General features: G+C 74.5%; 23 protein-coding genes and 1 tRNA gene. 7 read left to right on the top strand and 17 right to left on the bottom strand.

Annotated elements, in window-relative coordinates; all coding sequences use genetic code 11:
- Window positions 1–36: 36 nt before the first annotated feature.
- Window positions 37–396 (top strand): VOC family protein, encoded by a 360-nt coding sequence (locus GCU60_RS06645; protein WP_204261569.1) that lies wholly within the window; start codon window positions 37–39, stop codon window positions 394–396.
- Window positions 393–806, top strand: coding sequence for a PaaI family thioesterase (locus GCU60_RS06640; RefSeq protein WP_345770437.1), 414 nt, complete (start codon window positions 393–395; stop codon window positions 804–806). The genes GCU60_RS06645 and GCU60_RS06640 overlap by 4 nt, the downstream gene beginning before the upstream one ends.
- Here GCU60_RS06640 and GCU60_RS06635 read toward each other — a convergent pair.
- The 9 genes from GCU60_RS06635 to GCU60_RS06595 all read right to left on the bottom strand — a co-directional run bounded on the left by GCU60_RS06635 (window position 803) and on the right by GCU60_RS06595 (window position 8,429).
- On the bottom strand, window positions 803–1,717 hold the full coding sequence (locus tag GCU60_RS06635; RefSeq protein ID WP_163203454.1) for an MSMEG_6728 family protein: 915 nt from the start codon (window positions 1,715–1,717) through the stop codon (window positions 803–805). The two genes, GCU60_RS06640 and GCU60_RS06635, sit on opposite strands and share 4 nt — an antisense overlap.
- A 30-nt stretch (window positions 1,718–1,747) precedes the next feature.
- Window positions 1,748–2,047: a biopolymer transporter Tol gene (locus GCU60_RS06630; RefSeq protein ID WP_163203452.1), complete on the bottom strand. Its 300-nt coding sequence runs from the start codon at window positions 2,045–2,047 to the stop codon at window positions 1,748–1,750.
- A complete protein-coding gene (locus GCU60_RS06625) occupies window positions 2,044–2,901 on the bottom strand; it encodes an NAD-dependent protein deacetylase (RefSeq protein ID WP_163203450.1) in 858 nt (285 codons plus the stop codon). The genes GCU60_RS06630 and GCU60_RS06625 overlap by 4 nt, the downstream gene beginning before the upstream one ends.
- A gap of 158 nt (window positions 2,902–3,059) precedes the next feature.
- Window positions 3,060–3,770, bottom strand: coding sequence for a LuxR C-terminal-related transcriptional regulator (locus GCU60_RS06620; protein WP_163203448.1), 711 nt, complete (start codon window positions 3,768–3,770; stop codon window positions 3,060–3,062).
- Between the two features lie 221 nt (window positions 3,771–3,991).
- Window positions 3,992–4,873: a S1 family peptidase gene (locus GCU60_RS06615; protein ID WP_163203446.1), complete on the bottom strand. Its 882-nt coding sequence runs from the start codon at window positions 4,871–4,873 to the stop codon at window positions 3,992–3,994.
- 113 nt (window positions 4,874–4,986) lie between these two features.
- A complete protein-coding gene (locus tag GCU60_RS06610; protein ID WP_345770436.1) occupies window positions 4,987–5,658 on the bottom strand; it encodes a DNA alkylation repair protein in 672 nt (223 codons plus the stop codon).
- An 80-nt stretch (window positions 5,659–5,738) separates the two neighbouring features.
- Complete coding sequence (locus GCU60_RS06605) at window positions 5,739–6,770, bottom strand: hemolysin family protein (RefSeq protein ID WP_163203444.1); 1,032 nt, start codon at window positions 6,768–6,770, stop codon at window positions 5,739–5,741.
- On the bottom strand, window positions 6,767–8,173 hold the full coding sequence (locus GCU60_RS06600; protein WP_163203442.1) for a CNNM domain-containing protein: 1,407 nt from the start codon (window positions 8,171–8,173) through the stop codon (window positions 6,767–6,769). Before GCU60_RS06600 ends, GCU60_RS06605 begins: the two co-directional genes overlap by 4 nt.
- 180 nt (window positions 8,174–8,353) lie before the next feature.
- A tRNA-Arg gene (locus tag GCU60_RS06595) sits at window positions 8,354–8,429 on the bottom strand.
- 183 nt (window positions 8,430–8,612) lie between these two features.
- Between GCU60_RS06595 and GCU60_RS06590 the strand changes: the two genes are divergently transcribed.
- Genes GCU60_RS06590 through GCU60_RS06580 form a run of 3 tightly spaced genes read left to right on the top strand, consistent with a single transcriptional unit; the run spans window position 8,613 to window position 10,670 of the window.
- Complete coding sequence (locus tag GCU60_RS06590; RefSeq protein ID WP_163203439.1) at window positions 8,613–8,933, top strand: GNAT family N-acetyltransferase; 321 nt, start codon at window positions 8,613–8,615, stop codon at window positions 8,931–8,933.
- Between the two features lie 35 nt (window positions 8,934–8,968).
- Window positions 8,969–9,778 carry an Fpg/Nei family DNA glycosylase gene (locus tag GCU60_RS06585; protein WP_163203437.1) on the top strand — a complete coding sequence of 270 codons (810 nt, stop codon included), beginning with the start codon at window positions 8,969–8,971 and terminating at the stop codon, window positions 9,776–9,778.
- 58 nt (window positions 9,779–9,836) lie between these two features.
- A complete protein-coding gene (locus tag GCU60_RS06580) occupies window positions 9,837–10,670 on the top strand; it encodes a hypothetical protein (RefSeq protein WP_163203435.1) in 834 nt (277 codons plus the stop codon).
- 18 nt (window positions 10,671–10,688) lie between these two features.
- Here the strand turns inward: GCU60_RS06580 and GCU60_RS06575 are convergent, their stop codons facing one another.
- A complete protein-coding gene (locus GCU60_RS06575; RefSeq protein WP_163203433.1) occupies window positions 10,689–10,997 on the bottom strand; it encodes an antibiotic biosynthesis monooxygenase in 309 nt (102 codons plus the stop codon).
- Between the two features lie 83 nt (window positions 10,998–11,080).
- Here GCU60_RS06575 and GCU60_RS06570 point away from each other — a divergent pair, with 83 nt between their 5' ends.
- Window positions 11,081–12,487 carry an NADP oxidoreductase gene (locus tag GCU60_RS06570; RefSeq protein WP_345770435.1) on the top strand — a complete coding sequence of 469 codons (1,407 nt, stop codon included), beginning with the start codon at window positions 11,081–11,083 and terminating at the stop codon, window positions 12,485–12,487.
- Between the two features lie 21 nt (window positions 12,488–12,508).
- Here the strand turns inward: GCU60_RS06570 and GCU60_RS06565 are convergent, their stop codons facing one another.
- From GCU60_RS06565 to GCU60_RS21525, 7 genes are all read right to left on the bottom strand, one after another.
- A complete protein-coding gene (locus GCU60_RS06565) occupies window positions 12,509–13,618 on the bottom strand; it encodes an inositol monophosphatase family protein (RefSeq protein ID WP_163203429.1) in 1,110 nt (369 codons plus the stop codon).
- A complete protein-coding gene (gene ppc, locus GCU60_RS06560; protein WP_345770456.1) occupies window positions 13,611–16,097 on the bottom strand; it encodes a phosphoenolpyruvate carboxylase in 2,487 nt (828 codons plus the stop codon). Before ppc ends, GCU60_RS06565 begins: the two co-directional genes overlap by 8 nt.
- 60 nt (window positions 16,098–16,157) lie before the next feature.
- Window positions 16,158–16,418: a hypothetical protein gene (locus GCU60_RS20165; protein WP_239520543.1), complete on the bottom strand. Its 261-nt coding sequence runs from the start codon at window positions 16,416–16,418 to the stop codon at window positions 16,158–16,160.
- Window positions 16,419–16,473: 55 nt separating this feature from the next.
- Complete coding sequence (locus GCU60_RS06555) at window positions 16,474–17,334, bottom strand: tetratricopeptide repeat protein (RefSeq protein WP_163203427.1); 861 nt, start codon at window positions 17,332–17,334, stop codon at window positions 16,474–16,476.
- A 128-nt stretch (window positions 17,335–17,462) separates the two neighbouring features.
- Entirely contained in the window at window positions 17,463–18,443 is a 981-nt protein-coding gene (locus GCU60_RS06550) for a TIGR03557 family F420-dependent LLM class oxidoreductase (RefSeq protein ID WP_163203425.1), read from the bottom strand.
- Window positions 18,444–18,481: 38 nt separating this feature from the next.
- A complete protein-coding gene (locus GCU60_RS06545) occupies window positions 18,482–19,681 on the bottom strand; it encodes an ABC transporter permease (protein WP_163203423.1) in 1,200 nt (399 codons plus the stop codon).
- Window positions 19,678–20,595, bottom strand: a complete 918-nt coding sequence (locus GCU60_RS21525; RefSeq protein WP_163203421.1) for an ATP-binding cassette domain-containing protein — start codon at window positions 20,593–20,595, stop codon at window positions 19,678–19,680. The genes GCU60_RS06545 and GCU60_RS21525 overlap by 4 nt, the downstream gene beginning before the upstream one ends.
- A 171-nt stretch (window positions 20,596–20,766) precedes the next feature.
- On the opposite strand from GCU60_RS21525, the gene GCU60_RS06535 reads away from it, so the two are divergent.
- On the top strand, window positions 20,767–21,450 hold the full coding sequence (locus tag GCU60_RS06535) for a UdgX family uracil-DNA binding protein (RefSeq protein ID WP_163203419.1): 684 nt from the start codon (window positions 20,767–20,769) through the stop codon (window positions 21,448–21,450).
- Window positions 21,451–21,475: the final 25 nt, after the last annotated feature.

Genomic DNA, 21,475 nt, shown 5'->3' with positions numbered 1-21,475 from the left:
TGTCGGCCGTCGGCCAGCCGGGGAAGGATGAGCGGCATGATCGGTCAACTGCACTCCGTCGTGATCGACGCGCCCGACGCGCACGCCCTGGCCGGCTTCTACGCCGGCCTGCTCGGCATGGAGATCAGCAAGGGCGGCCCCGGCGACGACTGGGTGGTCGTCACCGGCGCCGGCTACCGGCTGGCCTTCCAGCAGGCCCCCGACCTGCAGCCGCCGGACTGGCCCGATCCCGACCGGCCGCAGCAGTTCCACCTCGACGTGCGGGTCGCCGACATCGAGGAGGCCGAGCCGAAGGTCCTGGCGCTGGGCGCGCGCAAGCTCCCGGGGGGCGGCGGCGACTTCCGCGTCTACGCCGACCCGGTCGGTCACCCCTTCTGCCTGGTCTGGGACTCGTGAGCGAGCGTCCTCCCGTCGACCTGAGGGCGGGCGGGGCGTTCGTCACGGCGATGGGGTTCCAGGTCGCCGAGGTGAGCGGCACCCGGGTGAGCGGGCACGTCGACGTCGGCCCCGAGCAGCACACGCCCTGGGGCGTCGTCCACGGCGGTCTGTACTGCTCCGTCGTCGAGTCCGCCGCCAGCATCGGCGCCAGCCTGGCCGTGCAGGAGCACGGCCAGTTCGCCGTCGGCGTCAACAACAACACCGACTTTATCCGCAGCATGACCAGCGGCCGGCTCGACGTCGTGGCCGAGCCGGTCCAGCAGGGCCGGACCCAGCAGCTGTGGCAGGTGCAGCTCACCCGCGCCGAGGACGGGAAGCTCGTGGCCCGCGGCCAGGTGCGGCTGCAGAACGTGCCGCTGCCCGGCTAGTCCAGCACCGCCGGGTCGAGGGTGACCTGGAACAGCGCGCGCGGGTCCTGCAGGGTCGCGGGCGGCCGGGCGGCCGCCCGCGGCACCACGCGGTGCCAGCGCGCCGGGCGGCGGTGCGGCAGCAGCTCCCGCCCCTGGAAGAGGTAGTCGCCCACCACCTCGCCCAGCAGCAGCCCGGCACCGTGCTCGATCGGCAGACCGATCCGGTCACCGGGCTCCAGCTCGTCGAGGAAGGCCGACAGCTGGCGGAGGTCCTTGGCCGGCCGGCGGCCGGAGATCTCCTTGGACAGCGCCCGCAGCTCGGCGGGGTCCATCCCGGTGGCGTCGACGTCGATCCCCGACTGCGTCCCGAGCCCGACCACCCCGGCGGCCAGGCAGGCGCCCAGCTCGTTGTGGTTGCGAGGCCGCGCGACCCAGACCCGCACGCCCTCGGGTTCTGGGGTCGGCGGCACGTCGTCCGGGCCCGGCCAGAGGTAGGGCAGGTCGTCGGGCTCGGGGCCGAACAGCTCGGCGAAGCGGCCGCGGTAGAACTCCGGGTCCTTGGCGACGAGGTTGGACCGGTGCGAGCGGTGCAGCTCCTCGTTGCCGATCCAGGACGGGAGCAAGCCGGCCGCCGCCAGCTCCTGCTGCGGGCGACCGATCACCTCGGGCGCGAACTCGCCGATCTGCGCCTCCGTGCTGTCGGCGAAGCCCCGCTCGCGCCACACCCGGGCCATGGCCAGCCCGTAGGCGACCAGCGCCGGGGTCCGCCCCCTCCACATGAGGACGGCGGGATGGCTCGCCCAGCCGTAGTCGGGGAGCTCCAGCGCCCGCAGGATCTGCAGGGTCTCCACCCGCTGCTTGCCCAGGCGCGGGGAGTCCAGCAGCCGCGCGCTGTCGGTGAAGTCGGGCACGGGCACGAAGGTCTGCATCGCCGGGGTTCCTGCCCGGACCGGCGGCCGCTAACCCCCGAGCTCGCGCAGCGCCGCCTCCCAGCGGGCCCGCCGGGCGTCGTCGTCCTGGTCCCACCACGCCGGGCCTCGCTCCCCCAGCCCGGTCTTGGCCAGCTGCACACGAGCGCGCGCGGCGGCCACGGCGTCGTCGTCCCCCTTGGCGCTGCGCACGGCCGACCGGGCCACGCCCAGGTGGTGCAGCAGCCGGGTCCGCACGTCGTCGGGCAGCGCGGGGTCGGCGGTCCGCCAGCGGCGGCCGTCGACGACGACGTAGCGGCCGTCGTCGGTCCGCTCGACCTCCCGGCTCATCCGGCCAGGTGGGCCGCGAGCGCCGGCAGCACCTCGCCGAGCGGGGCGTCGACGCGCACGTCGGCCTTGCCGTCGCCCCGCGTCGGGCCGACGTTGACGATCCCCACCGGGATGCCGAGCTTGGCCGCGCGCAGCACGAACCGGTAGCCGCTCATGACCGAGAGGGAGGAGCCCAGCACGAGCAGGCCGCCGGCCTCCTCCACCAGGGCGAAGCAGGAGTCGACGCGGTCGCGCGGCACCGTCTCGCCGAAGAAGACGACGTCGGGCTTGAGCGGCCCGGCACCGCAGGCCAGGCAGTCGACCATCACGAACCCGTCGAGCACCGCGTCGGGCAGCTCGGCGTCGCCGTCGGGGTTGATCTCCTCGACCCGCGGGCCGAAGTCGGGGTTGACCGCCTGCAGCCGCTCGTCGAGCGCCCCGCGGTCGGCGACGTCGCCGCAGCCCAGGCAGACCGTGCGGTCCAGCCCGCCGTGCAGCTCGACGACGTCCCGGGCGCCGCCGGCCTGGTGCAGGCCGTCGACGTTCTGCGTGATGACGCCCCTGAGCAACCCGGCCGACTGCAGCTGCGCCACCGCGCGGTGTCCGTCGTTGGGCCGGGCGGCGCGCATCTGCCGCCAGCCGACGAAGCTGCGCGCCCAGTACCGGTGCCGCCCGCGGGGGTCACGGGTGAAGGTCTGGTAGGTCATCGGGGTGTGCCGGCGGAGGCTGCCGGTGGCGCCCCGGTAGTCGGGGATCCCCGAGTCGGTCGAGAGCCCGGCGCCGGAGAGCACCACGACGTCGCCGTCGGCCACGAGGTGGGCCAGCGCGTCGAGCGCGGCACCGGTCCCCGGGGTGGCGGGAGGTGCGAGGGTCACGCCCCCATGGTCCCCCTCGGAGCACCGACCGGCACGGGCCCCGGGTCACATACGGGCCAGGCGTTCCCGCGGGAACGTGGTCAAGGCAGGTGGCTTGTCCGCGTTCCCGCGGGAACGTGCCCGCCCGTGGGTGGAGCGCGAGGAGGTCGTCGTCCTGCTCAGACCTCGGCGGGCACCTCGGCCGGCGCGTGCGCGCCGCAGGTGCAGGCCGGACCGCGGGCCTTGAGCACCAGGGACACGGCGTGCGACCGGTCGCGGGCGCCCAGCTTGCGCAGGATCGCCTTGACGTGGGACTTCACGGTGTCCTCGGAGATGAACAGGTTCTCGCCGATCGTGCGGTTGGACTGGCCCTTGACCAGCTCGTCGAGCACGTCGGATTCCCGGCGGGTCAGCGGCACCTCCAGGACCAGCTCGCGCGACTCCGGCACGCCGTCGGTCTCGCCCCGGCGGATCTGCGGGTCGACGACGGTGCGGCCGGCGCGGGCGGCGAGGACCGCCCAGCCCAGCAGCGTGGACGAGGTGTTCATGAGCAGGTAGCCGCGCACACCGGCGGCGAGCGCCTCGTTGACGACGGCGGGGTCGGCGGACACGGCGACGGCGACGATCGCCAGCGTCGGGTAGCGGCGGCGCAGGTCGCGGCAGGCGCTGAGGGTGGCGGCGCGGCCGGAGCCCAGCTCGACGATGACGGCGTCCGGACGGGCGGACTCGGCCAGCGTGAGCGCGCGCCGCGGCTCACCGGGGGCCCCGACCGCCTGGAGTCCAGCGGTCTCGTTCACCATGCCGACCAGGCCGCGACGCAGGACGGGCGCGTCGGCGAGGATCAGGACGCGGATCGCTCCGCGGGTGGTGCCGGGCATCGGGCTGGACACGGTGGCGGCTCTGCTTTCCGTTCGACGACGTGCTGACCTGCACTCCATCGACCGGGTGAACGCCCAGCTTGAGCGATTACGCAGCGCTTTCTCGGCGTGGCCGCTTCACCGGTGTGGGTGACAGGGGTCGCCGCCCGTCCGCGCAGGCGAGACGACGCGGTGGCGGACGCACACGGGCCCCGCTCCCGGAGAGGAGCGGGGCCCGTGTGCGGACGGGGAGGTCAGGCGGCAGCGGGGTGGACGCCGAACCCGGCCAGCCAGTCCTGCACGACCGCGATGTCGACGCGCTGGAGACCGTCGATGTAGCGGCAGTTGCTCGTGTAGCCGTAGCTGGTCACGGTCACCAGGTAGCCCTGCGGGTCGAACGAGGGACCACCGGAGTCACCGAAGCAGCTGCCGCCGCCACCGCGGTTGTCGTGCTCGTTGCCGTTGGCCTGCAGGATCTGCGGGGTCAGCTTCTGGCCGACCACGTCGGTGTACCGGCGGACGATCGGGTAGCTCTGCGGCGTGGGCTTCTGCGGGCCCTCGGTGGCCTGCCGCACCTCGGTGCCGTAGCCGACCACGGTGAAGAGGGTCTTGTTCAGCTTCGGCTGGCGGTACTGCTCCAGCTGGTCGCGCGGCGCCAGCTCAGCGGGGGTGATGCCGGTGACCGGCTCGTCGAGGACGACGACGCCGACGTCGTTCCAGTTCTTCAGGTCGGTGAAGTCCGAGTACTGCGGGTGGGTGTGGGCGGTGCCGGCGAGCCACTGCCCCTGGGAGCCGGCGTACCCGGAGGTCGAGATGCCGTCGCCGGTGTCGTCCGCCGCCCGCGGCAGGTCGGACGGGGCCTCGTCGTCGATGAACCAGTTGAAGTTCACGAGCGTGTCGCCGACGGTGCCGGCGGTGCAGTGCGCCGCGGTCAGGAGCACGGTCGGGGTCACGAGGGTGGCCGAGCACCGGTAGCGGCCGGTCGCGTCGTAGAACGCGATGATCCCGACGTTGGCGAACTCGTTCGCCGAGTCCACCTGGCCGCCGGTGATCGCGCCGGCCGGCGCGGGGGCGACCAGCCCCACACCCAGCATCGCGACCATTCCGACGAGCACCGCCTGCACGCGCTTGCGCATCCGTTGTCCTCTCGAGAGCGGGTGGAGTCGGCTCAACGTAGCGGCCTCCTCACACGCCCGAAACTCGAGCCGGGCGCCCTCCCGCCACCGGCTCGACCCCCGCCCGGAGAGGGTCAGGCGTCCTGCTTCCGGCGGACCATCTCGGTGATCCAGACCGGCGCGAACGGGGACGTGCAGTTCGGCGGGGTCGGGTGGTCGCGCAGCACCTGCAGGCGCTCACCGATCTCGAGCGCGCGGGCGCGGTGCTCGGCGTGCTCGATCCCGATCTGGGCCAGGCAGTGGTTCATCGCCCACTGGAGGCGGTCCGGGGCGTCCTTCATCTCCGCCTCGATCACGTCGAGGAGCCCGGCGAGGTCGAGGCCGTCGGGGCTCTTCGCCACGCGCTCGGTGGTCAGCGCCCAGCCGGCACTGGCGACCACCGGGTCCGGGTCGCCCGTCCACGCCATGCGCAGGGCTTCGGCGTGCGGGCTCTTCTTCACGACGTAGTTGACGAGCCAGTCGTGCACCTTGGGCACGCGCGCCTGGCGCAGCATGGCGTCCAGCTCGTCGCGCTCGAACGCCTTCGGACGGCAGATCAGCAGGGCCAGCAGTCGCGCCGCGGTGTCGCCGGTCCCCCACAGCCCGCGCGCGAGCTCCTGCTGCGTCTTCAGCTCCTTGGCCAGCGCGCGCAGGCGGCCGAGGTTCACCCCGTGGTCGTCGCCGTGCCGCTCGTTGACCGCACGCGCCTTCGGGTCCTCGAGCGCGGCCAGCTCGGCCATCACCTCGGTCACCGTCGTCCCGGCCACGTCCGCCCCCTTCGCACCTCGGTGCCGGGAGCCTAGGAGAAGGCCGGGACGAACGGCCCGGGCCCGGCCGTGCCGTCCGGTCAGGCCGCTGGAGCGGCCTGCTGGGGGAACAGCCGGCGGAGCACGTCGGACAGCGTGACGACGCCGACGACCGGACCCGCCTCGCGGTCGGTGACGACGGCGAGGTGGTTGCGGGTCTCGCGCATCGCCTTGAGCGCCACGTGCACGGTGGTGTCGGCGGGCAGGGCGAACACCGGGCGGGCGAAGGGGGCCGCCGGCGCGTCGTCGGGTGCGGTGAGGGTGTCGCGGACGTGCACGACGCCGGTGATCTGCTCCCCGTCGGCCGCGCCCAGCAGGATCCGCAGGTGACCCGAGCGCTGGGTGTGCGCCCGCACCTCCCCGACGGTCGCGTCGGCGCGGACGCCGGTCGGGCGGGAGACGGAGCCGAGCAGTTCCCGGACGGTGAGCCGCTCCAGTTCGAGGGCGACGGAGATCTGCTCGGAGAAGCTCGCGTCCAGAGCACCGACGTTGGCCGAGTGCTCGACCAGGTGGCGCAGCGCGGCGGGGCTGTGCCCGACGGCGAGCTCGTCGGACGGTTCGACGCCGACCCGGCGGAGGAGGGCGTTGGCCGCCGCGTTGAGCGCCCGCAGCAGCGGCCGGAACACCGCCATGAATGCCCGCATGGGTGTCGCCAGCAGGGTGGCCGAGCGCTCCGGGTGCGCGATCGCCCACGACTTGGGGGCCATCTCGCCGACCACCAGGTGGATGAACGTCACCACCAGCAGCGCCAGGACGAAGCCGACGACGTCCGCGGCGACCAGCGGCAGTCCCCAGGTCTCGAACAGCGGCGTGAGCCAGTGGTGCACCGCCGGCTTGCTGATCGCACCGAGCGCCAGGGTGGCCGCGGTGATGCCGAGCTGGGAGCCGGCCAGCAGCAGCGTCAGCTCCGAGGAGTTGCGCAGCGCCGCGCGGGCGGACCGGCTGGTCGGGGCGGCCTCCTCCAGCCGGTGCCGCTTGGCAGCCAGCGCGGCGAACTCCACGGCGACGAAGAACGCGCTCAGGGCCACGATGACCACGGTGGCGACGACGACCACCCACGGGCTCTCGCTCATCGGTCGCCCTCCTCGAGCGCCGGGGCGGCGCCGGACCGGCCCGGCACCCCCATGCGGTCGGGGAGCTCGAGTCGCACGCGGGACGGCACGTGGCGCTCGACGGCGAGGACCTGCACGTGCAGCAGGTGCGCGGCGGGGGCGTTCTCGTGGACCAGGTCGCCGGGATCGGGTGGCAGCTCCACGGTCACCGTCGAACCGGGCTCGGGCAGCGTCCCGGCGACGGCGATGACCAGGCCGGCGACGGTCTCGAAGTCCCCTCGCGGCAGGTCGACCCCGAGGGCGCGCTCGACCTCGTCCACGTGCACGTCGCCGGGCATCTCCCACACCCCGTCGCCCTCGACGGGCACGTACTCGGGGTGCTCGGCGTCGTGCTCGTCGGTGATCTCCCCGACCAGTTCCTCGGCGAGGTCCTCCAGCGTGATGACGCCGGCGAAGCCGCCGTACTCGTCGATCACGCAGGCCATCTGGTTGTCCGACCCGGCGAGCTGGCTCAGCGCGTCGGGCAGCGGGGTGAACGTGGAGACGACCAGGCACTCGCGGGCGATGGCCGTCACCGGAGCCGTCCCCGGCTGCCGGGTGGTCAGGACGTCGGCCAGGTGGACGACCCCGACGACGTCGCCCGTCCCGGTCTCGAGCACCGGGTAGCGGGAGTGCCCGGAGGTCATCAGCTCGCGCAGGTGGTCGATGGTGTCGGTGTCGGCGACGGTGCCGACCCGGGGTCTGGGGATCATCGCGTGCCCGACGTCGCGGTTGGGGAAGTCGAGGATGCGGTCGAGCATCATCGACAGCTCGGCGGGGAGGTCCCCGCGCTCCCGTGACTCCTCGACGATGTGCTCCAGGTCGCGGGCGGTCGCCGCGTGCTCGACGTCGTGCACCGGCTCGATCCGCAGCGCCCGCAGCAGCACGTTCGACGACTGGTCGAAGACCCGGATCAGCCAGCCGAAGACCTTCAGGTACACGGTGGTGGACGCGGCCAGCCGGCGGGCGACCGGCTCCGGCCGGGAGATGGCCAGGTTCTTCGGGAAGAGCTCCCCGAACAGCATCTGCACGACCGTGGAGAACAGCAGCGCCAGCACCGCCCCGATGCCGACGCTCACGGCGGTCGGGACGCCCACGCCGCCCAGCATCGCGCCGAGGGACCGCCCGATCAGCGGTTCGGCGACGTAGCCGACCAGCAACCCGGTGACGGTGATGCCCAGCTGGGCGCCGGACAGCATGAACGAGGTGCGACGGGTGACCGCCAGAGCTCGCTCGGACGCGGTGTCACCGGCCTGGGCGCCGACGGCCAGCGCGGAGCGGTCGACCGCCATGTAGGCGAACTCCTGGGCCACGAAGTACGCGGTCACCACGGTGATCGCCAGGACCACCAGCACGCCCAGCAGCAGGGTGAGCAGTTCCGTCACCGGCCGCGCACCTGCTCACCGGAGCTGGGATGCGCGGCCTGGGGACTGTGACTTGTGCTCATGGCTCTCTTCGACGCGGGTGGGCCGGCGCGGACGCGCTGCCCCTCGCTGAACGCACGAGCGGGTGGCGACGTTCCACCCGAGGTGGCCCGGCTGCTGACGGGCGTGGTCAGGCACTGCTGGTGCCCCCGGCAGGATTCGAACCTGCGACACACGGTTTAGGAAACCGATGCTCTATCCCCTGAGCTACGGGGGCCTGGGCGCTGTGGACGCGCCTCGACCGACGCCGGGAAGGCTATCGGGTGGCCGCCCGGGAACCCTCGCGGGACCCGACTCGTCGGTGCAGGAGAGCGACGACGCTGTTTCCCAGGGTTACGGTGCTCAGGCGAACGTCGCGCTCCGGCAACGACGCCGGGGATGACGGAAGGTGGATCGCAGCATGGAGACGACGGTGGTCGACGTCCCGGAGAAGGGGCGCTTCGAGGTCCGGCAGGGCGAGCGAGTCGTCGGCCTGGCCAGTTACCACGTCGAGAACGGCCAGATGACGCTCCCGCACACCGAGGTCGATCCGTCGCTGGGCGGACAGGGCCTCGGCAAGGCGCTGGTCGCCGGCGTGCTCACCGCCGCCCGCGAGCGAGGTCTGACCGTGCTGCCCTACTGCTCGTTCGTCCGGCACTACATCCAGCAGCATCCCGAGACGACCGACCTCGTGGCCCCGGCCGACCGGCCGCACTTCGGCCTGGCGACCGCCGACCGCTGACCGGGCCCCTCCCGGCGGCCACCTAGGCTGCGCGGATGCCCGAGGGCCACACCCTGTTCCGCCTGGCGCGGGAGCAGTCGATCCTGTTCGCCGGCCGGCCGGTGCACGTCACCAGCCCGCAGGGGCGGTTCGACGCCGGCGCCGCCCTGCTCGACGGCCGCGTGCTGGACGAGGTGTTCTCCTACGGCAAGCACCTGTTCGCCCGGTTCGGCGGCGACCACCTGCACGTGCACCTGGGCCTGTACGGCACCTTCACCACCGGGGCCGGCACTCCCCCACCCGCCAAGGGCGCGCTCCGCATGCGCTGGGAGGCCGACGGTTCCGACGGCGCCGGCGTCTGGACCGACCTGCGCGGCCCCACCGCCTGCGAGGTGCTCCCCGCCCCCGAGGTGGACCGCATCCTCGACCGCCTCGGCCCCGACCCGCTGCGCCCCCGCGCCGACGGCGCCGCGGCCCTGCGCCGCATCTCCGGCAGCCGGACGGCGATCGGCGCGCTGCTCATGGACCAGTCGGTGCTGGCCGGCGTCGGGAACGTCTACCGGGCGGAGATCCTCTTCCGGCACCGCGTCTCGCCGTTCCGCCCGGGCCGGCAGATCGACGCCGAGCTGTGGGCCGCCATGTGGGCCGACCTGGTCGTCCTGCTGCGCGCCGGGGTCCGGATGGGCCGCATCGTCACCACCCGGCCCGAGGACCGGTCGCGGCGCAGCGGCGCGGTCCGGCGCGAGGACGCGCACTACGTGTACCGGCGGACCGGCCTCCCCTGCCGGATCTGCGGCACCGAGGTGCGGACGCAGGTGCTGGTGGGCCGCAACCTGTACTGGTGCCCGGTCTGCCAGGCGGTGTGACCGGGCCGGCTCACCGCCCGCGGGGGCCGCACAGCCGCGGCGTGTACGTTCGCGGCCGATGAGACAGGCATCACGGTGGGTCGTCGCCGCTCTCGCCGTCGGCACCGCTCTGCTCGGTGCCCCGGCGACCGCTGCCGCGGCGCCCGTGGAGACCTCCGGGTTCCTGCGGACCGCCGGCTACGACGTCTCGCACCCGCAGTGCGGCACGGACCTGCCCGACGACGCCGCGTTCGCCGTCGTCGGCGTGAACGGGGGCCTGGCCACCCGGACCAACCCGTGCCTGGCCGACCAGCTGGAGTGGGCCGCCGGCTCGTCCGGCGTGATCCCCGGCCAGCCCGCGCTGCAGCTCTACCTGAACACCGCCAACCCCGGTGAGCTGCGCGACCAGGTCTCCACCTGGCCGTCGGCGGGCCAGACGCCCTACGGCCGGTGCGACGGCGGCAACTCGATGGCCTGCTCGTGGCAGTACGGCTGGGAACGGGCACGCACCAGCGTCGAGGCGTTCTTCCGCCCCGCGGCGCGGGCGGCGCGGCTGGACAGCCGGCCGGACCACTACACCTGGTGGCTGGACGTCGAGACCATGAACACCTGGCAGACCGGCTCCGCCGACGCCCGCGCCCGCAACCGGGCGACCCTCGAGGGCATGACCGAGTACCTGACCGACGAGGACGGCCGGGTGGGGCTGTACTCGACGGGCTACCAGTGGGGCCGGATCGTCGGCGACGTCCCCGACGACAGCCCGCTGGCGGGGCTGCCCAGCTGGCTCGCCGGCGCCACCTCCCTGACCGGCGCCGTCGCGGCGTGCGACCGGGCGCCGCTGGTGCCCGACGGCGAGGTCGAGCTCACCCAGTACGTCCCGGACGACCTCGACCGCAACCACGCCTGCCGCTGAGCGCGGCGGGGCGCCAGGTCAGACGGCGCCCTTGTCCGGGTCACCGGCCGGCAGCGCCGAGAGCCGGCGCACGTCCAGCGGAGCGGCCAGCTTGTCGGCCAGCGCCGCACCCAGCGTGCTCAGCGCCTCGGCCTTGCCGTGCACCCGCAGCGCGTCCGGGCTCTCCCACCGCTCGACCATGACGAACACCCCGTCGCCCTCGTGCAGGGCGTAGAGCTCGCAGCCGGGCTCGGCATGCACCTTCGGCACGGCGGCCAGGATGGCCTCCCGGACGGCGTCCACCGCGTCCGGGCGCGGGGTGATCGTGGCGACGACGACGACGGACACGGGGGCCTCCTGGAGCGACGGGGATCGGGGTGCGCGGGCGCCAGGTCTGGTGGAGCGGCCCCGGCGAGGCCAGGATGCCAGTCGTGGCCGACGACGGAACTCCCCCTCCCCCCTCGGCCGCCTCCCCGCTGCGCGTGGCCGTCATCGGCGCCGGGCCGGCGGGGATCTTCGCCGCCGACGCGCTGACGCGGCAGAGCGACGTCCCGGTCGCGATCGACCTCATCGACCGGCTCCCCACCCCCTTCGGGCTGGTGCGCCACGGCATCGCGCCGGACCACCCGAAGATGCGCGCCATCCGGGACACGCTGCACCGCAGCCTCGACCACCCGCTGGTCCGCTTCGTCGGCAACGTCGAGATCGGCACCGACATCACCCTCGACGAGCTCCGCCGGCACGTCGACGCCGTCGTCTACACCTACGGCGCGGCGCTGGACCGGCAGCTGGGCATCGAGGGCGAGGACCTGCCCGGCAGCCTCGCCGCCACCGAGTTCGTCTCCTGGTACTGCGGCCATCCCGACGCCGACCGCGAGCGGGTGGAGTCGGCGCTGGCCGGCGCCCGCTCCGCGGTGGTGGTCGGCGTCGGCAACGTCGCCCTCGACGTCGGCCGGGTGCTGGCCCGCACGGCCGAGGAGCTGGAGCCCACCGACATGCCGCAGCACGTGCTCGACGCGCTGGCCGCGGCCCCGATCGAGGAGGTCACGGTGCTCGGCCGGCGCGGCCCGGCCCAGGCCACCTTCACCACGCAGGAGCTGCGCGAGCTCGACGGGCTGGCCGACGCGACCGTGCTGGTGGACCCGGCCGAGCTGGAGCTGGACCCGGGCAGCGAGGAGCGCGCCGCCGCGGACCGCAACGTCAGCCGCAACCTCGCCGTCCTCCGCGGCTGGACCGACCACTCCGCCACGGCCGGCCGCGTGCGGCTGCGGCTGCGCTTCTTCCGCCGGCCGGTGCGGCTGCTGGGCACCGACCGGGTGACCGGCGTCGAGGTGGAGCGCACCGCCGTCGACGGCGACGGCCGGGCGATGGGCACCGGCGAGCTGGAGGTGGTCCCCGCCGACCTCGTGGTGCGCTCGGTCGGCTACCGGGGCACGCCACTGCCCGGGCTGCCCGTGGACGAGCGCTCGGGGACGGTCCCCCACGAGGCCGGCCGGGTGCTGCGCGACGGCCGCCCCTCGCCCGGCGAGTACGTGGCCGGCTGGATCAAGCGCGGCCCGACCGGGGTGGTCGGGCACAACAAGCACGACGCCCGCGAGACGATCGCGGGGCTGCTGGCCGACGCCGCGGACGGGACGCTGCGGGTGCGCGGGCCGGTCGACGACCTCGTGGAGACGCTGCAGGCCGGCGGCGCGGAGCCGGTGCTGCTGGAGAACTGGCGGGCCATCGACGCCGCCGAGCAGTCGCTCGGCGCCACCCGCGGGCGGGCCCGCACCACGATGCACGAGCGGGAGGCGCTCCTGGCCGCGGCCCGCGCCGCCGCCGCTGCGCAGAGCTAGCCGGCCGCGGGCGGGCGGCAGCTAGCCGACCGCGCGGATCAGCTCCTCGGCGTCGGTCGCCGAGGACGCCGCGACGAACCGGATCCTCGCCACGGTGTCCGGCTCCAGCCGCAGCGGGCGGCCGTCGGCGTCCAGCGCGGCACCGCCGGCGGCCAGCAGCACCCCGAGCCCGCCGGCGACGTCGTGCACGTGCGTGCCGCTGCGGTCCAGGTCGTGCCACGCCGCGGCCGCGCCGTCGGCCACCAGGCACAGGTCGATCGCGGTGCAGCCGGTCACCCGCACCCGCCGCACCGTGGACGGGACGGCGACCGCACCACCCCCCGGACCGCTCGGGACGACGACGGTGCTGCCCGGCCGCGGGGTGATCGGCACCCCGTCCCGCTCGGCCCCGATGCCGTGCACGCCGGTCCACCGCCGGCCCGAGGCGAGGTCGGCGACCAGACCCGCCACGGGCACCCCGTCCTGGACCAGCGCCGCCGAGAACGCCCACGGCGGCAGGCCAGCGGAGAAGTTGCCGGTGCCGTCCAGGGGGTCGAGCACGATCCACGGCGCGGACGCGCCGACGGGGCTGTCCCGGCGCTCCTCGCTGAGCACGGTCACCCCGAGCGCCCCCAGCACGTCCACCGCGGCGGCGTGCGCGGCCTCGTCGGCGGCCAGCGACGGGCTGCCGTCGTCCTTGATCCGCTCCACGCCGATGTCGCGGGCCAGCCCGATGGCGATCTCCACCCGGCTGGCCGCCAGCGCCGCCAGGTGCCGGAACCGGTCGGCGAGCGCGGACCCCTCCCCCGGGCCGGCGACGGCACGCGACCGGTCGGTGCTGCCGTGCCGCACCTGCGCGCAGCCCCAGCCCACGGCCAGCGCGCGCACGGCCGGGTGCTCCAGCGGCACGCCGGCCCGCCGCAGCACCACGGCCTCGGCGAAGCCCTCGGGGTGCCACTGCCGGCGCACGAGCGCCGCGGCCTGCCCACCGTCCACCAGCACCCGCAGCCGCGGGTCGTGCACGGCCGGGGCCAGCGCCTCGGGCGGCATCCCGAGCGACAGCGCAGCCCTCCGCACGTCCGCGCCGCTGACCGCCACCCGCAGCTCGCCGTCGGGCACGGGCCGGCGCCGGAGGAACCAGTGCTCAGCCACTGTTGCGCAGTGCGGTCGCGATGCCGTTGATCGTGAGCTGGATGTTGCGGCTGGTCAGCTCGTCGTCCTCGCCGTTCCGGCGACGCCGCAGCATCTCGACCTGCAGGTGGTGCAGCGGCTCCAGGTAGGGGAAGCGGTTGCGGATCGACCGCGCCAGCGACGGGTTGTCGGCCAGCAGGTGGTCGTCCCCGGTGACGGCGAGGGTCATCCGGCAGGTGCGCTCGTGCTCGGCGGTGATCCGGTCGAACACCCGCGCGCGCAGCTCCTCGTCGGGCACCAGCTCGGCGTAGCGCGCGGCCAGCCCCAGATCGGTCTTGGCCAGCACCATGCCCATGTTGGACAGGATCGTGCGGAAGAACGGCCAGCGCCGGTGCAGGTCGCGCAGCCGCTCCAGCCGCTCGTCGGAGTCACCCACCCACTCCTCCAGCGCCGATCCGGTGCCGTACCAGCCGGGCAGCATGATCCGCGTCTGCGACCAGCTGAACACCCACGGGATCGCCCGCAGGTCGGTGATCGAGTTCCCGGCCTTGCGCGACGGCGGGCGACTGCCGATGTTCAGCTCGGCCAGCTCGCCGATGGGGGTGGCGGCCCGGAACCACTCGACGAAGCCCGGCGTCTCGTGCACCAGCTCCCGGTAGGCCCGCTGCGCTCCCGCCGCCAGCTCGTCGAGCAGCGCGTAGGCGTCCTCGGCGTCGTCGCCGAGCCCCTCGACGTCGAGCAGCGTGGACTCCAGGGTGGCCGCGACCAGCGCCTCCAGGTTCCGGCGGGCCAGGTCGGGGTCGGCGTACTTGGCCGCGATGACCTCGCCCTGCTCGGTGATCCGCAGCGCGCCGGCCACCGCACCGGGCGGCTGCGCCCGGATGGCGTCGTAGCTGGGCCCGCCCCCGCGGCCGACGGTGCCGCCGCGGCCGTGGAAGAGCCGCAGCCGCACCCCCTCCCGGCGGGAGAGCTCCACCAGCTCGAGCTCCGCCCGGTACAGCGCCCAGTTGGCGGCGAGGTAGCCGCCGTCCTTGTTGCTGTCGGAGTAGCCGAGCATGACCTCCTGCACGTCGCCCCGGTCGGCCAGCAGCGCCCGGTAGAGCGGCTGGTCGAGCACCGCACCGAGCGTGGTGGCCGCGCCCTGCAGGTCCCCGATCGTCTCGAACAGCGGCGAGATGCCCACCGGGCACGTCGGGCCGTCGGCCGCCGCCGGGTCCAGCAGGCCCACCTCCTTGAGCAGGACGGCGACCTCCAGCACGTCGCTGACCGACTCGCACATGCTGATGACGTAGTTCGGGATCGTCCGCGGGCCCAGCAGCGCCACCTGCTCGGCGGCGGCGAGGAGGACGTCGAGCTCCTTGCGGGTCTCCTCCGACAGCTCCGCGTCGGGGCGCACCAGCGGACGGCGCAGGGTCAGCTCCCCGGCCAGCAGCTCCACCCGGGCCGCCTCGTCCAGGGCCGCGTAGTCCTCGCACACCCCGGCCCAGGCCAGCAGCTCGCCGACGACCTGCTCGTGCACCGAGGAGTTCTGCCGCAGGTCCAGCCCGCACAGGTGGAAGCCGAACACCTCCACGGCCTCCCGCAGCCGCAGCAGCCGGTCGTCGGCGAGCGGCCCGGCGCCGTGGCTGCGCAGCGAGGCGTCGACGAGGTCGAGGTCGGCCCGCAGCTCGTCGGGGCTGTCGTGGGGCGGCAGGGCCGGCGCCGGCTCGCCGCCGCCCGGCACGGAGCCCAGCACCTGGGCGGCCGTCGCCGCCAGCCGTGCGGAGATGCCGGTCAGCGCCCGGCGGTAGGGCTCGTCGGCCCGGAACGCGGAGTCGTCCCGCGAGGCGTCGGCCAGCGCGTACAGCTCCGGGGTGGGGGTGACCAGCCGGTCGGACATCGACAGCTCGTTGCGCAGCTCGGCCAGCTCCGCCAGGTGGTGGCCCAGCGCCGTCTCCGCCTGCCGCGTCGTGGCCCGCCGCAGCGCCTCGGCGGTGACGAACGGGTTGCCGTCGCGGTCACCGCCGATCCAGGACCCCGGCAGGAGCATCGGCCGGCGCAGCAATCCCGCCCCGGGCCAGCGCTCCTCCACCGCCCGGCGCAGCTCCGCGTTGATCGCCGGCACGACGTCGAACAGCGACAGCTCGTAGTAGCGCAGCGCCTCGTCGATCTCGTCGGTCAGCCGCAGCCGGGACAGCCGCAGCAGCGCCGTCTGCCAGAGGGTGAGCACCGAGCGCCACAGCTGCGCCGACCACGCGTCGTCGACGTCGCCGTCGCCCGCGCGGTCGCGCTGCCGGATCAGCTCGGTGACCTGGCGCTGCACCTGGAAGACCGTCTTGCGGCGGACCTCGGTGGGATGCGCGGGGACCACCGGGCAGACCAGCGCCCCGGCCAGCTCGCGGGCGACGTCGTCCGCATCGAGGTCTGCCTGGTCCAGCAGCGCGAAGGTCGCCGCCAGGCTGCCCTGCTGCGGCGGGGAACCCGCGCGGCGGTGGTGCCGGCGGCGTCGCTCGTGGTGGATGTCCTCGGCCAGGTTGGCCAGCAGCGAGAAGTGGCTGAACGCGCGGATGACGTGGTTGGCCTACCGGACGTCGACCTCGGCCAGCCGGCGGGCCAGCTCGACCCGGTCGACCTCCGAGCGGCGGATGCGGAACGCCTCCACGCGGGTGGACTCGACGAGGTCGAGCACGTCGGCGCCGGCCTGCTCGCCGATCACCTCACCGAGGACCCGGCCCAGCAGGCGGATGTCCTCGCGCAGCGGTAGCTCGTCGGCGCGTTCGTCGGCCTGGGGGCCGTCGGCGTGGTGGCGGAGGTCGGCGACGTCGACTGTGGCTTCGGACACACATGGAGTATCCGGCAGGGCGGTTACGAACTCGTGTCCGGTCCGCCCCGGCCGCTCACTCGCGCTCGAGCTCCTGCAGGCACTGGGCCGCCAGCTGGTCGCCGGCCGCCGCCCCGAGCCGGAACTGCTCGACGGCGCCCTCGAGGTCACCGCGGTCGGCCAGCAGCACCGCCAGGTTCTGGTGGCAGTACGGGTCACCGGCGGCGATGCCGCTGCGGTAGGCCTCCTCGGCGGCCTCCTCGTCGCCCAGCTCCTCGCGGTAGAGGTTGCCCAGCGGCAGCCAGGCCACCTGCTCGCCGAGCTTCGCGCCGCGCTCCAGGACCGAGCGGGCCTCGACCGAGCGGCCGGTCTCGCGCAGCAGGTGGGCGAGGTCGGCGCGGGCGGCCGGGAAGTGGTGCTGGCCGGCGCGCAGGTCCTCCTCGAGCGAGGGGTCGAGGGTCGAGCACCAGCGCCAGCAGGCGACGACGGCGGCGGCCTCCAGGTCACCGGCGGCGGCGAACTCCTCGGCCACCGCCATGGCCTGCTCCCGCTCCCCCTGGTCGCGCAGCAGGAAGGCCAGCTGCAGCCCACCCTCGATGTCGCCGGCGGCCGCCGCGCCCCGGTAGGCCCGCATCGCGCCAGCCAGGTCGCCGAGGTCCTCCAGCACCAGCCCGAGGTTGCGCCACGCGTCGGCCTCGCCGCCGCGCAGGGCGACCTCGTAGGCGTCGACCGCCTCTTCCCAGCGGTCCTGCGCGGCCAGCGAGTTGCCGAGGTTGTAGGCCCCGACGGTGTCGCCCAGGTCGAACGCGCGCCGGAAGCACGCCTCGGCGTCGGCCTGCCGGCCGGCGTCGGCCAGATCGCAGCCGAGGTCGATGAGCGCATCGGCGTCATCGGAGGCGAGCAGCCGCTGCAGCCGCACGTCCAGGTCCTCGGTCATGCCGCCGATGATCGGGGCCGCGGGGCCCCCTGCGCGCCCCCCTGCGGCCCCGCCTCACCCCAAGGGAGCGCCCCGGGGCCGATCGGTCACCCGATCGACTGTCCCGGGACCGGCGACGGCGCGTGGTGTCAGCTCCCGAACGCCTCGCGCCAGGCCGGCAGCAGCCGGTCCTTCGTCCACTCCAGGTAGGGCTGCTGCTGGTCCCCGCCGATCTGCACGAGGGCCAGGTGGGTGAAGCCGGCGTCGGCGTACGCCTTGGCGCCCTCGATCACGGCCTCGACGTCGTCCCCGCACGGGATGCTGCTCTCGACGTCGTCCTCGCGGACGAACTGGCTGGCCGCGTCGAAGGCGCTGGGTCCGGGCAGCTCGGCGTTGACCTTCCAGCCGAGACCGAACCAGCGGAACAGGGTGTGGGCGCGGGTCACCGCGGCCGCCTTGTCCGTGCCGTAGCTGATCGGCATCTGGGCGATCTTCGGCTTGCCGGCGCCACCGGCGGCCTCGAACGCCTCGACGAGCTCGGACATCGGATCGGTCGCGACCAGCACGTCGGCCAGCTCACCGGCGATCGTCGCCGCCTGCTTCCCGCCGGCCGCGAAGCCGATCGGCACCCGCTTCTCCGGCAGGTCCCAGAGCTTGGCCGACTCGACGTCGAAGTGCTCGCCGCGGAAGTTCGTGTAGCCCTCGCCGTCGAACAGGTCCCGGATGATCTGGAGGGCCTCCATGATCATCTCGTGCCGGACGTCGGCCGGCGGCCAGCCGGCGCCGACGACGTGCTCGTTGAGGTTCTCGCCCGCGCCGAGGCCCAGGGTGAACCGGCCGCCGGACAGGATCTGCAGCGTCGCGGCCTGCTGGGCCACCACGGCCGGGTGGTACCGGAAGATCGGGCAGGTCACGTACGTCATCAGCGGGATGCGGCTGGTGGCCTGCGCCGCCGCCCCGAGGGTCACCCACGCGTTCGGGGAGTGGCCCATCTCGTTCAGCCACGGGAAGTAGTGGTCGCTGCTGACGGCGAAGTCGAACCCGACCTCCTCCGCCCCCACCACGTGGCCGACGAGGTCCTTCGGCCCCGCCTGCTCGGTCATCATCGTGTAGCCCAGCTGCATGCCCATGCGGCCCGGCTACCCCCGGTCGATCGTGCCCAACCGGGTCAGCCGCGCTCGGCCCGGAGCGCCTCCCGGAGCTTGGTCTTGCCGCTGGTGCGCAGCAGCGCGCCGGCGTAGATCCGCCCGCCGAGCCGCACCGCGGCGACGATCGCCACGATCATGATCACGACGGCGACGGCGATCTCCCAGACCGCGACCTCTCCGGCGGCCTGCCGCACCGGCATGACCAGCGGCGAGAGCCCCGGCACGTAGGAGGTGACCACGGCCATCGTGCCGGCCGGCTCCGAGGCGGCCTGCAGGCCGATGAAGAAGCCGACGACCAGCAGCAGGATCATCGGGGTGAGCACGCTGCCCAGGTCCTCCTGCCGGCTGACCAGCGACGCCGCCATGGCGAAGATCGCCGCGTAGAACGCGTAGCCCAGCACGAACCAGAGGACCACCGAGATCACCGTGCCGACGAGGTCCCCCGGCACCGCGACCAGGTCGAAGGCGAGCGCCCCCGCGACGCTGATGACGCCGATGATCACGATCTGGGCGAGCCCGAGGACGCCCAGGCCGATGATCTTCCCGGCGAGCAGCTGCCAGGGGCGCATGGTCGCGAGCAGCAGCTCGACGACCCGGCTGGACTTCTCCTCCACCACGCCCTGCGCGATGAACTGGCCGAACATGATCAGCAGGCCGTAGAGCAGGACGACGCCGATGATCGCGACGAGGACCTGCTCCTGCTCGGCCGCGTCGTCCTCGCCGCTCAGCGCGGTGACCTCGACCTCGGGCACGGCCGTGAGCTCGACGCCGGCCTCGGCCAGCTGCTCGGTGACCGCGACACCGGCGACGGCGGCGTTCACCACCGCCTCCATCGTCGAGTCGCGGTCCAGGACGAGCAGCTCGGGGGCCGATCCGGTCGCCAGCAGCGCGCCGTCGACGTCCTCGGCCTCCACGGCGGCACGGGCGGCGTCCTCGTCGTCGAGCTCGACGACCGTGACGTCGATGCCGACCGCTTCCCCCTGCGCCTGGACGGCGGGGCCGAGCGCGGAGCTGTCCCCGACGATGCCCAGCCGGCCCTCGTCGCCGCCGGACGCCGTGGCGATCTGGAAGGCCATCAGCCCGACCAGCAGCAGGATGGTGACGCCCAGCCCGACGAGGAAGTTCTTGTCCCGCAGCCGCGTGGAGATCTCCCGGCCGGCGACGAGCCGGACGAGCTCGCTGCTGCCCGGGGCGCGCCCGGTGCTGTTCGGCGCGCTCACGCCGCCACCTCCTCGTCGGTGCTGGGGGCCGCGACCGCGCCGCGGAAGAGCTCGACCAGGCTGGGCTCGCGCCAGGCGAAGTGCGCCACCCGGCCGGTACGCAGCGCGGCGGCCAGCACGGCCTGGTCGTCGGCGCCGTCGGCGAGCTCCAGGAGCGTGTCCCCCGCCTGCTCGGAGACGACGCGGGCACCCGGCAGCGCGGCGGCCCAGCCGGGGGCGGCGTCGGGGACGACCACCCGCAGCAGCCGGCCGGCCTCGCGGCGGCGCAGCTCCTCGACGGTCCCGGTCGCGACCATGCGGCCCCGGGCGAGGATGCCGACGGAGTCGCACAACCGCTCCACCAGGTCCAGCTGGTGGCTGGAGAAGACCACCGGGACGCCGGTGCGGACCTGGCCCAGCAGCGCCTCGGCGAGCGAGTCGACGCCGACCGGGTCCAGGCCGGAGAACGGCTCGTCGAGGATGAGCACCTCGGGCCGGCTGACCAGCGCGGCGGCCAGCTGGACGCGCTGCTGGTTGCCCAGCGACAGCTTCTCGACGGCGTCGCCGCGGCGGGCACCGAGCCCCAGCCGCTCCACCCACTCGGCCGACGCCCGCGCGGCGGCGGCGGCGTCCAGGCCGTGCAGCCGGGCGAAGTAGGTGATCTGCTCGCCGACCTTCATCTTCGGGTAGAGCCCGCGCTCCTCCGGCATGTAGCCGACCCGGCGCCGGGTCTGCTGGTCCAGCGGGCGGCCTTGCCAGCGCACCTCGCCGGCGTCGGGGATCACGAGTCCCATGGCGATGCGCATCGTCGTGGTCTTGCCCGCGCCGTTGGAGCCGCAGAACCCGAACATCGAGCCCGGCCGCACGGCGAAGCCGACGTCGTCGAGCACCTGGTTCGCGCCGTAGCTCTTGCGGAGCCCGTCGAACTCGAGCACCTGTCCTCCTGCCGTCGTCGTCCGTCGCGGAAACCGTAGCGGTGCTCAGGACCTCTGACGTACCGGTTCCGCGCGGTGGGCGCGCCGCCCGCGCGGACGCTGCCGGACGCAGGTGAACGGAGGGTGGACGCCCGCCTCGCGGGGGCCGCCCGGGTGCGGTGTCATCGAGGCATGAGCGAGCGCAACGGCGTGGCGCAGCCGCCCACCGGCGTCGGCCTGGAGCAGCTGCGCGGTGCCGCGGCGGGGTGCCGGGCGTGCGAGCTGTGGCAGGACACGACGCAGACCGTCTTCGGCGAGGGACCCGGGACGGCCCGCGTCGTGTTCGTCGGCGAGCAGCCCGGCGACCAGGAGGACCGGAAGGGCGAGCCGTTCGTCGGCCCGGCGGGGCGGCTGCTGGACAAGGCGCTCGACGACGCCGGGATCGATCGGGCGACGGCGTACGTGACGAATGCGGTGAAGCACTTCGGCCACACGCTGAAGGGCAAGCGCCGCATCCACCAGACGCCGGGGGCCGAGCACCTGCGGGCCTGCCGGCCGTGGCTGGAGGCGGAGTTCGCCGTCCTGCAGCCCGAGGTGGTCGTGGCGCTCGGCGCGACGGCGGCGAAGTCGCTGATCTCCCCGTCGTTCCGGATCACCCGGGACCACGGGCAGCTGATGCCGTGGACCCCGCCCGGCGTGCGCGCCGCCGAGGCCGCGCTGCCGGAGGCCGACCAGGACGAGGACGCCCCGCACCAGACCTGGATCCTCGCGACCACCCACCCCTCGGCGATCCTGCGCACGCCGGACGAGGCACGCGACGCCGCCTACGCCGCCCTGGTCGCCGACCTGACTGTCGTGCGCGACGCCTTGGCTTAGAAGCCTTCTTGGATCTCAGATGGAG

Source organism: Blastococcus saxobsidens (assembly GCF_010682065.1).
Taxonomy (GTDB): Bacteria; Actinomycetota; Actinomycetes; order Mycobacteriales; family Geodermatophilaceae; genus Blastococcus; species Blastococcus saxobsidens_B.
The sequence above is the reverse complement of the archived record's forward strand: the minus strand, read 5'-3'. Positions and strand labels throughout refer to the sequence as shown.

Bases quoted from the DNA above. Each gene is read 5' to 3' on its own strand.
- GCU60_RS06635 (WP_163203454.1), bottom strand. From the start codon at position 1,717: ATGCAGACCTTCGTGCCCGTGCCCGACTTCACCGACAGCGCGCGGCTG.
- GCU60_RS06555 (WP_163203427.1), bottom strand. From the start codon at position 17,334: ATGACCGAGGACCTGGACGTGCGGCTGCAGCGGCTGCTCGCCTCCGAT.
- GCU60_RS06590 (WP_163203439.1), top strand. From the start codon at position 8,613: ATGGAGACGACGGTGGTCGACGTCCCGGAGAAGGGGCGCTTCGAGGTC.
- GCU60_RS06645 (WP_204261569.1), top strand. From the start codon at position 37: ATGATCGGTCAACTGCACTCCGTCGTGATCGACGCGCCCGACGCGCAC.
- GCU60_RS06535 (WP_163203419.1), top strand. From the start codon at position 20,767: ATGAGCGAGCGCAACGGCGTGGCGCAGCCGCCCACCGGCGTCGGCCTG.
- GCU60_RS06550 (WP_163203425.1), bottom strand. From the start codon at position 18,443: ATGGGCATGCAGCTGGGCTACACGATGATGACCGAGCAGGCGGGGCCG.
- GCU60_RS06580 (WP_163203435.1), top strand. From the start codon at position 9,837: ATGAGACAGGCATCACGGTGGGTCGTCGCCGCTCTCGCCGTCGGCACC.
- GCU60_RS06585 (WP_163203437.1), top strand. From the start codon at position 8,969: ATGCCCGAGGGCCACACCCTGTTCCGCCTGGCGCGGGAGCAGTCGATC.
- GCU60_RS06615 (WP_163203446.1), bottom strand. From the start codon at position 4,873: ATGCGCAAGCGCGTGCAGGCGGTGCTCGTCGGAATGGTCGCGATGCTG.
- GCU60_RS06605 (WP_163203444.1), bottom strand. From the start codon at position 6,770: ATGAGCGAGAGCCCGTGGGTGGTCGTCGTCGCCACCGTGGTCATCGTG.
- GCU60_RS06630 (WP_163203452.1), bottom strand. From the start codon at position 2,047: ATGAGCCGGGAGGTCGAGCGGACCGACGACGGCCGCTACGTCGTCGTC.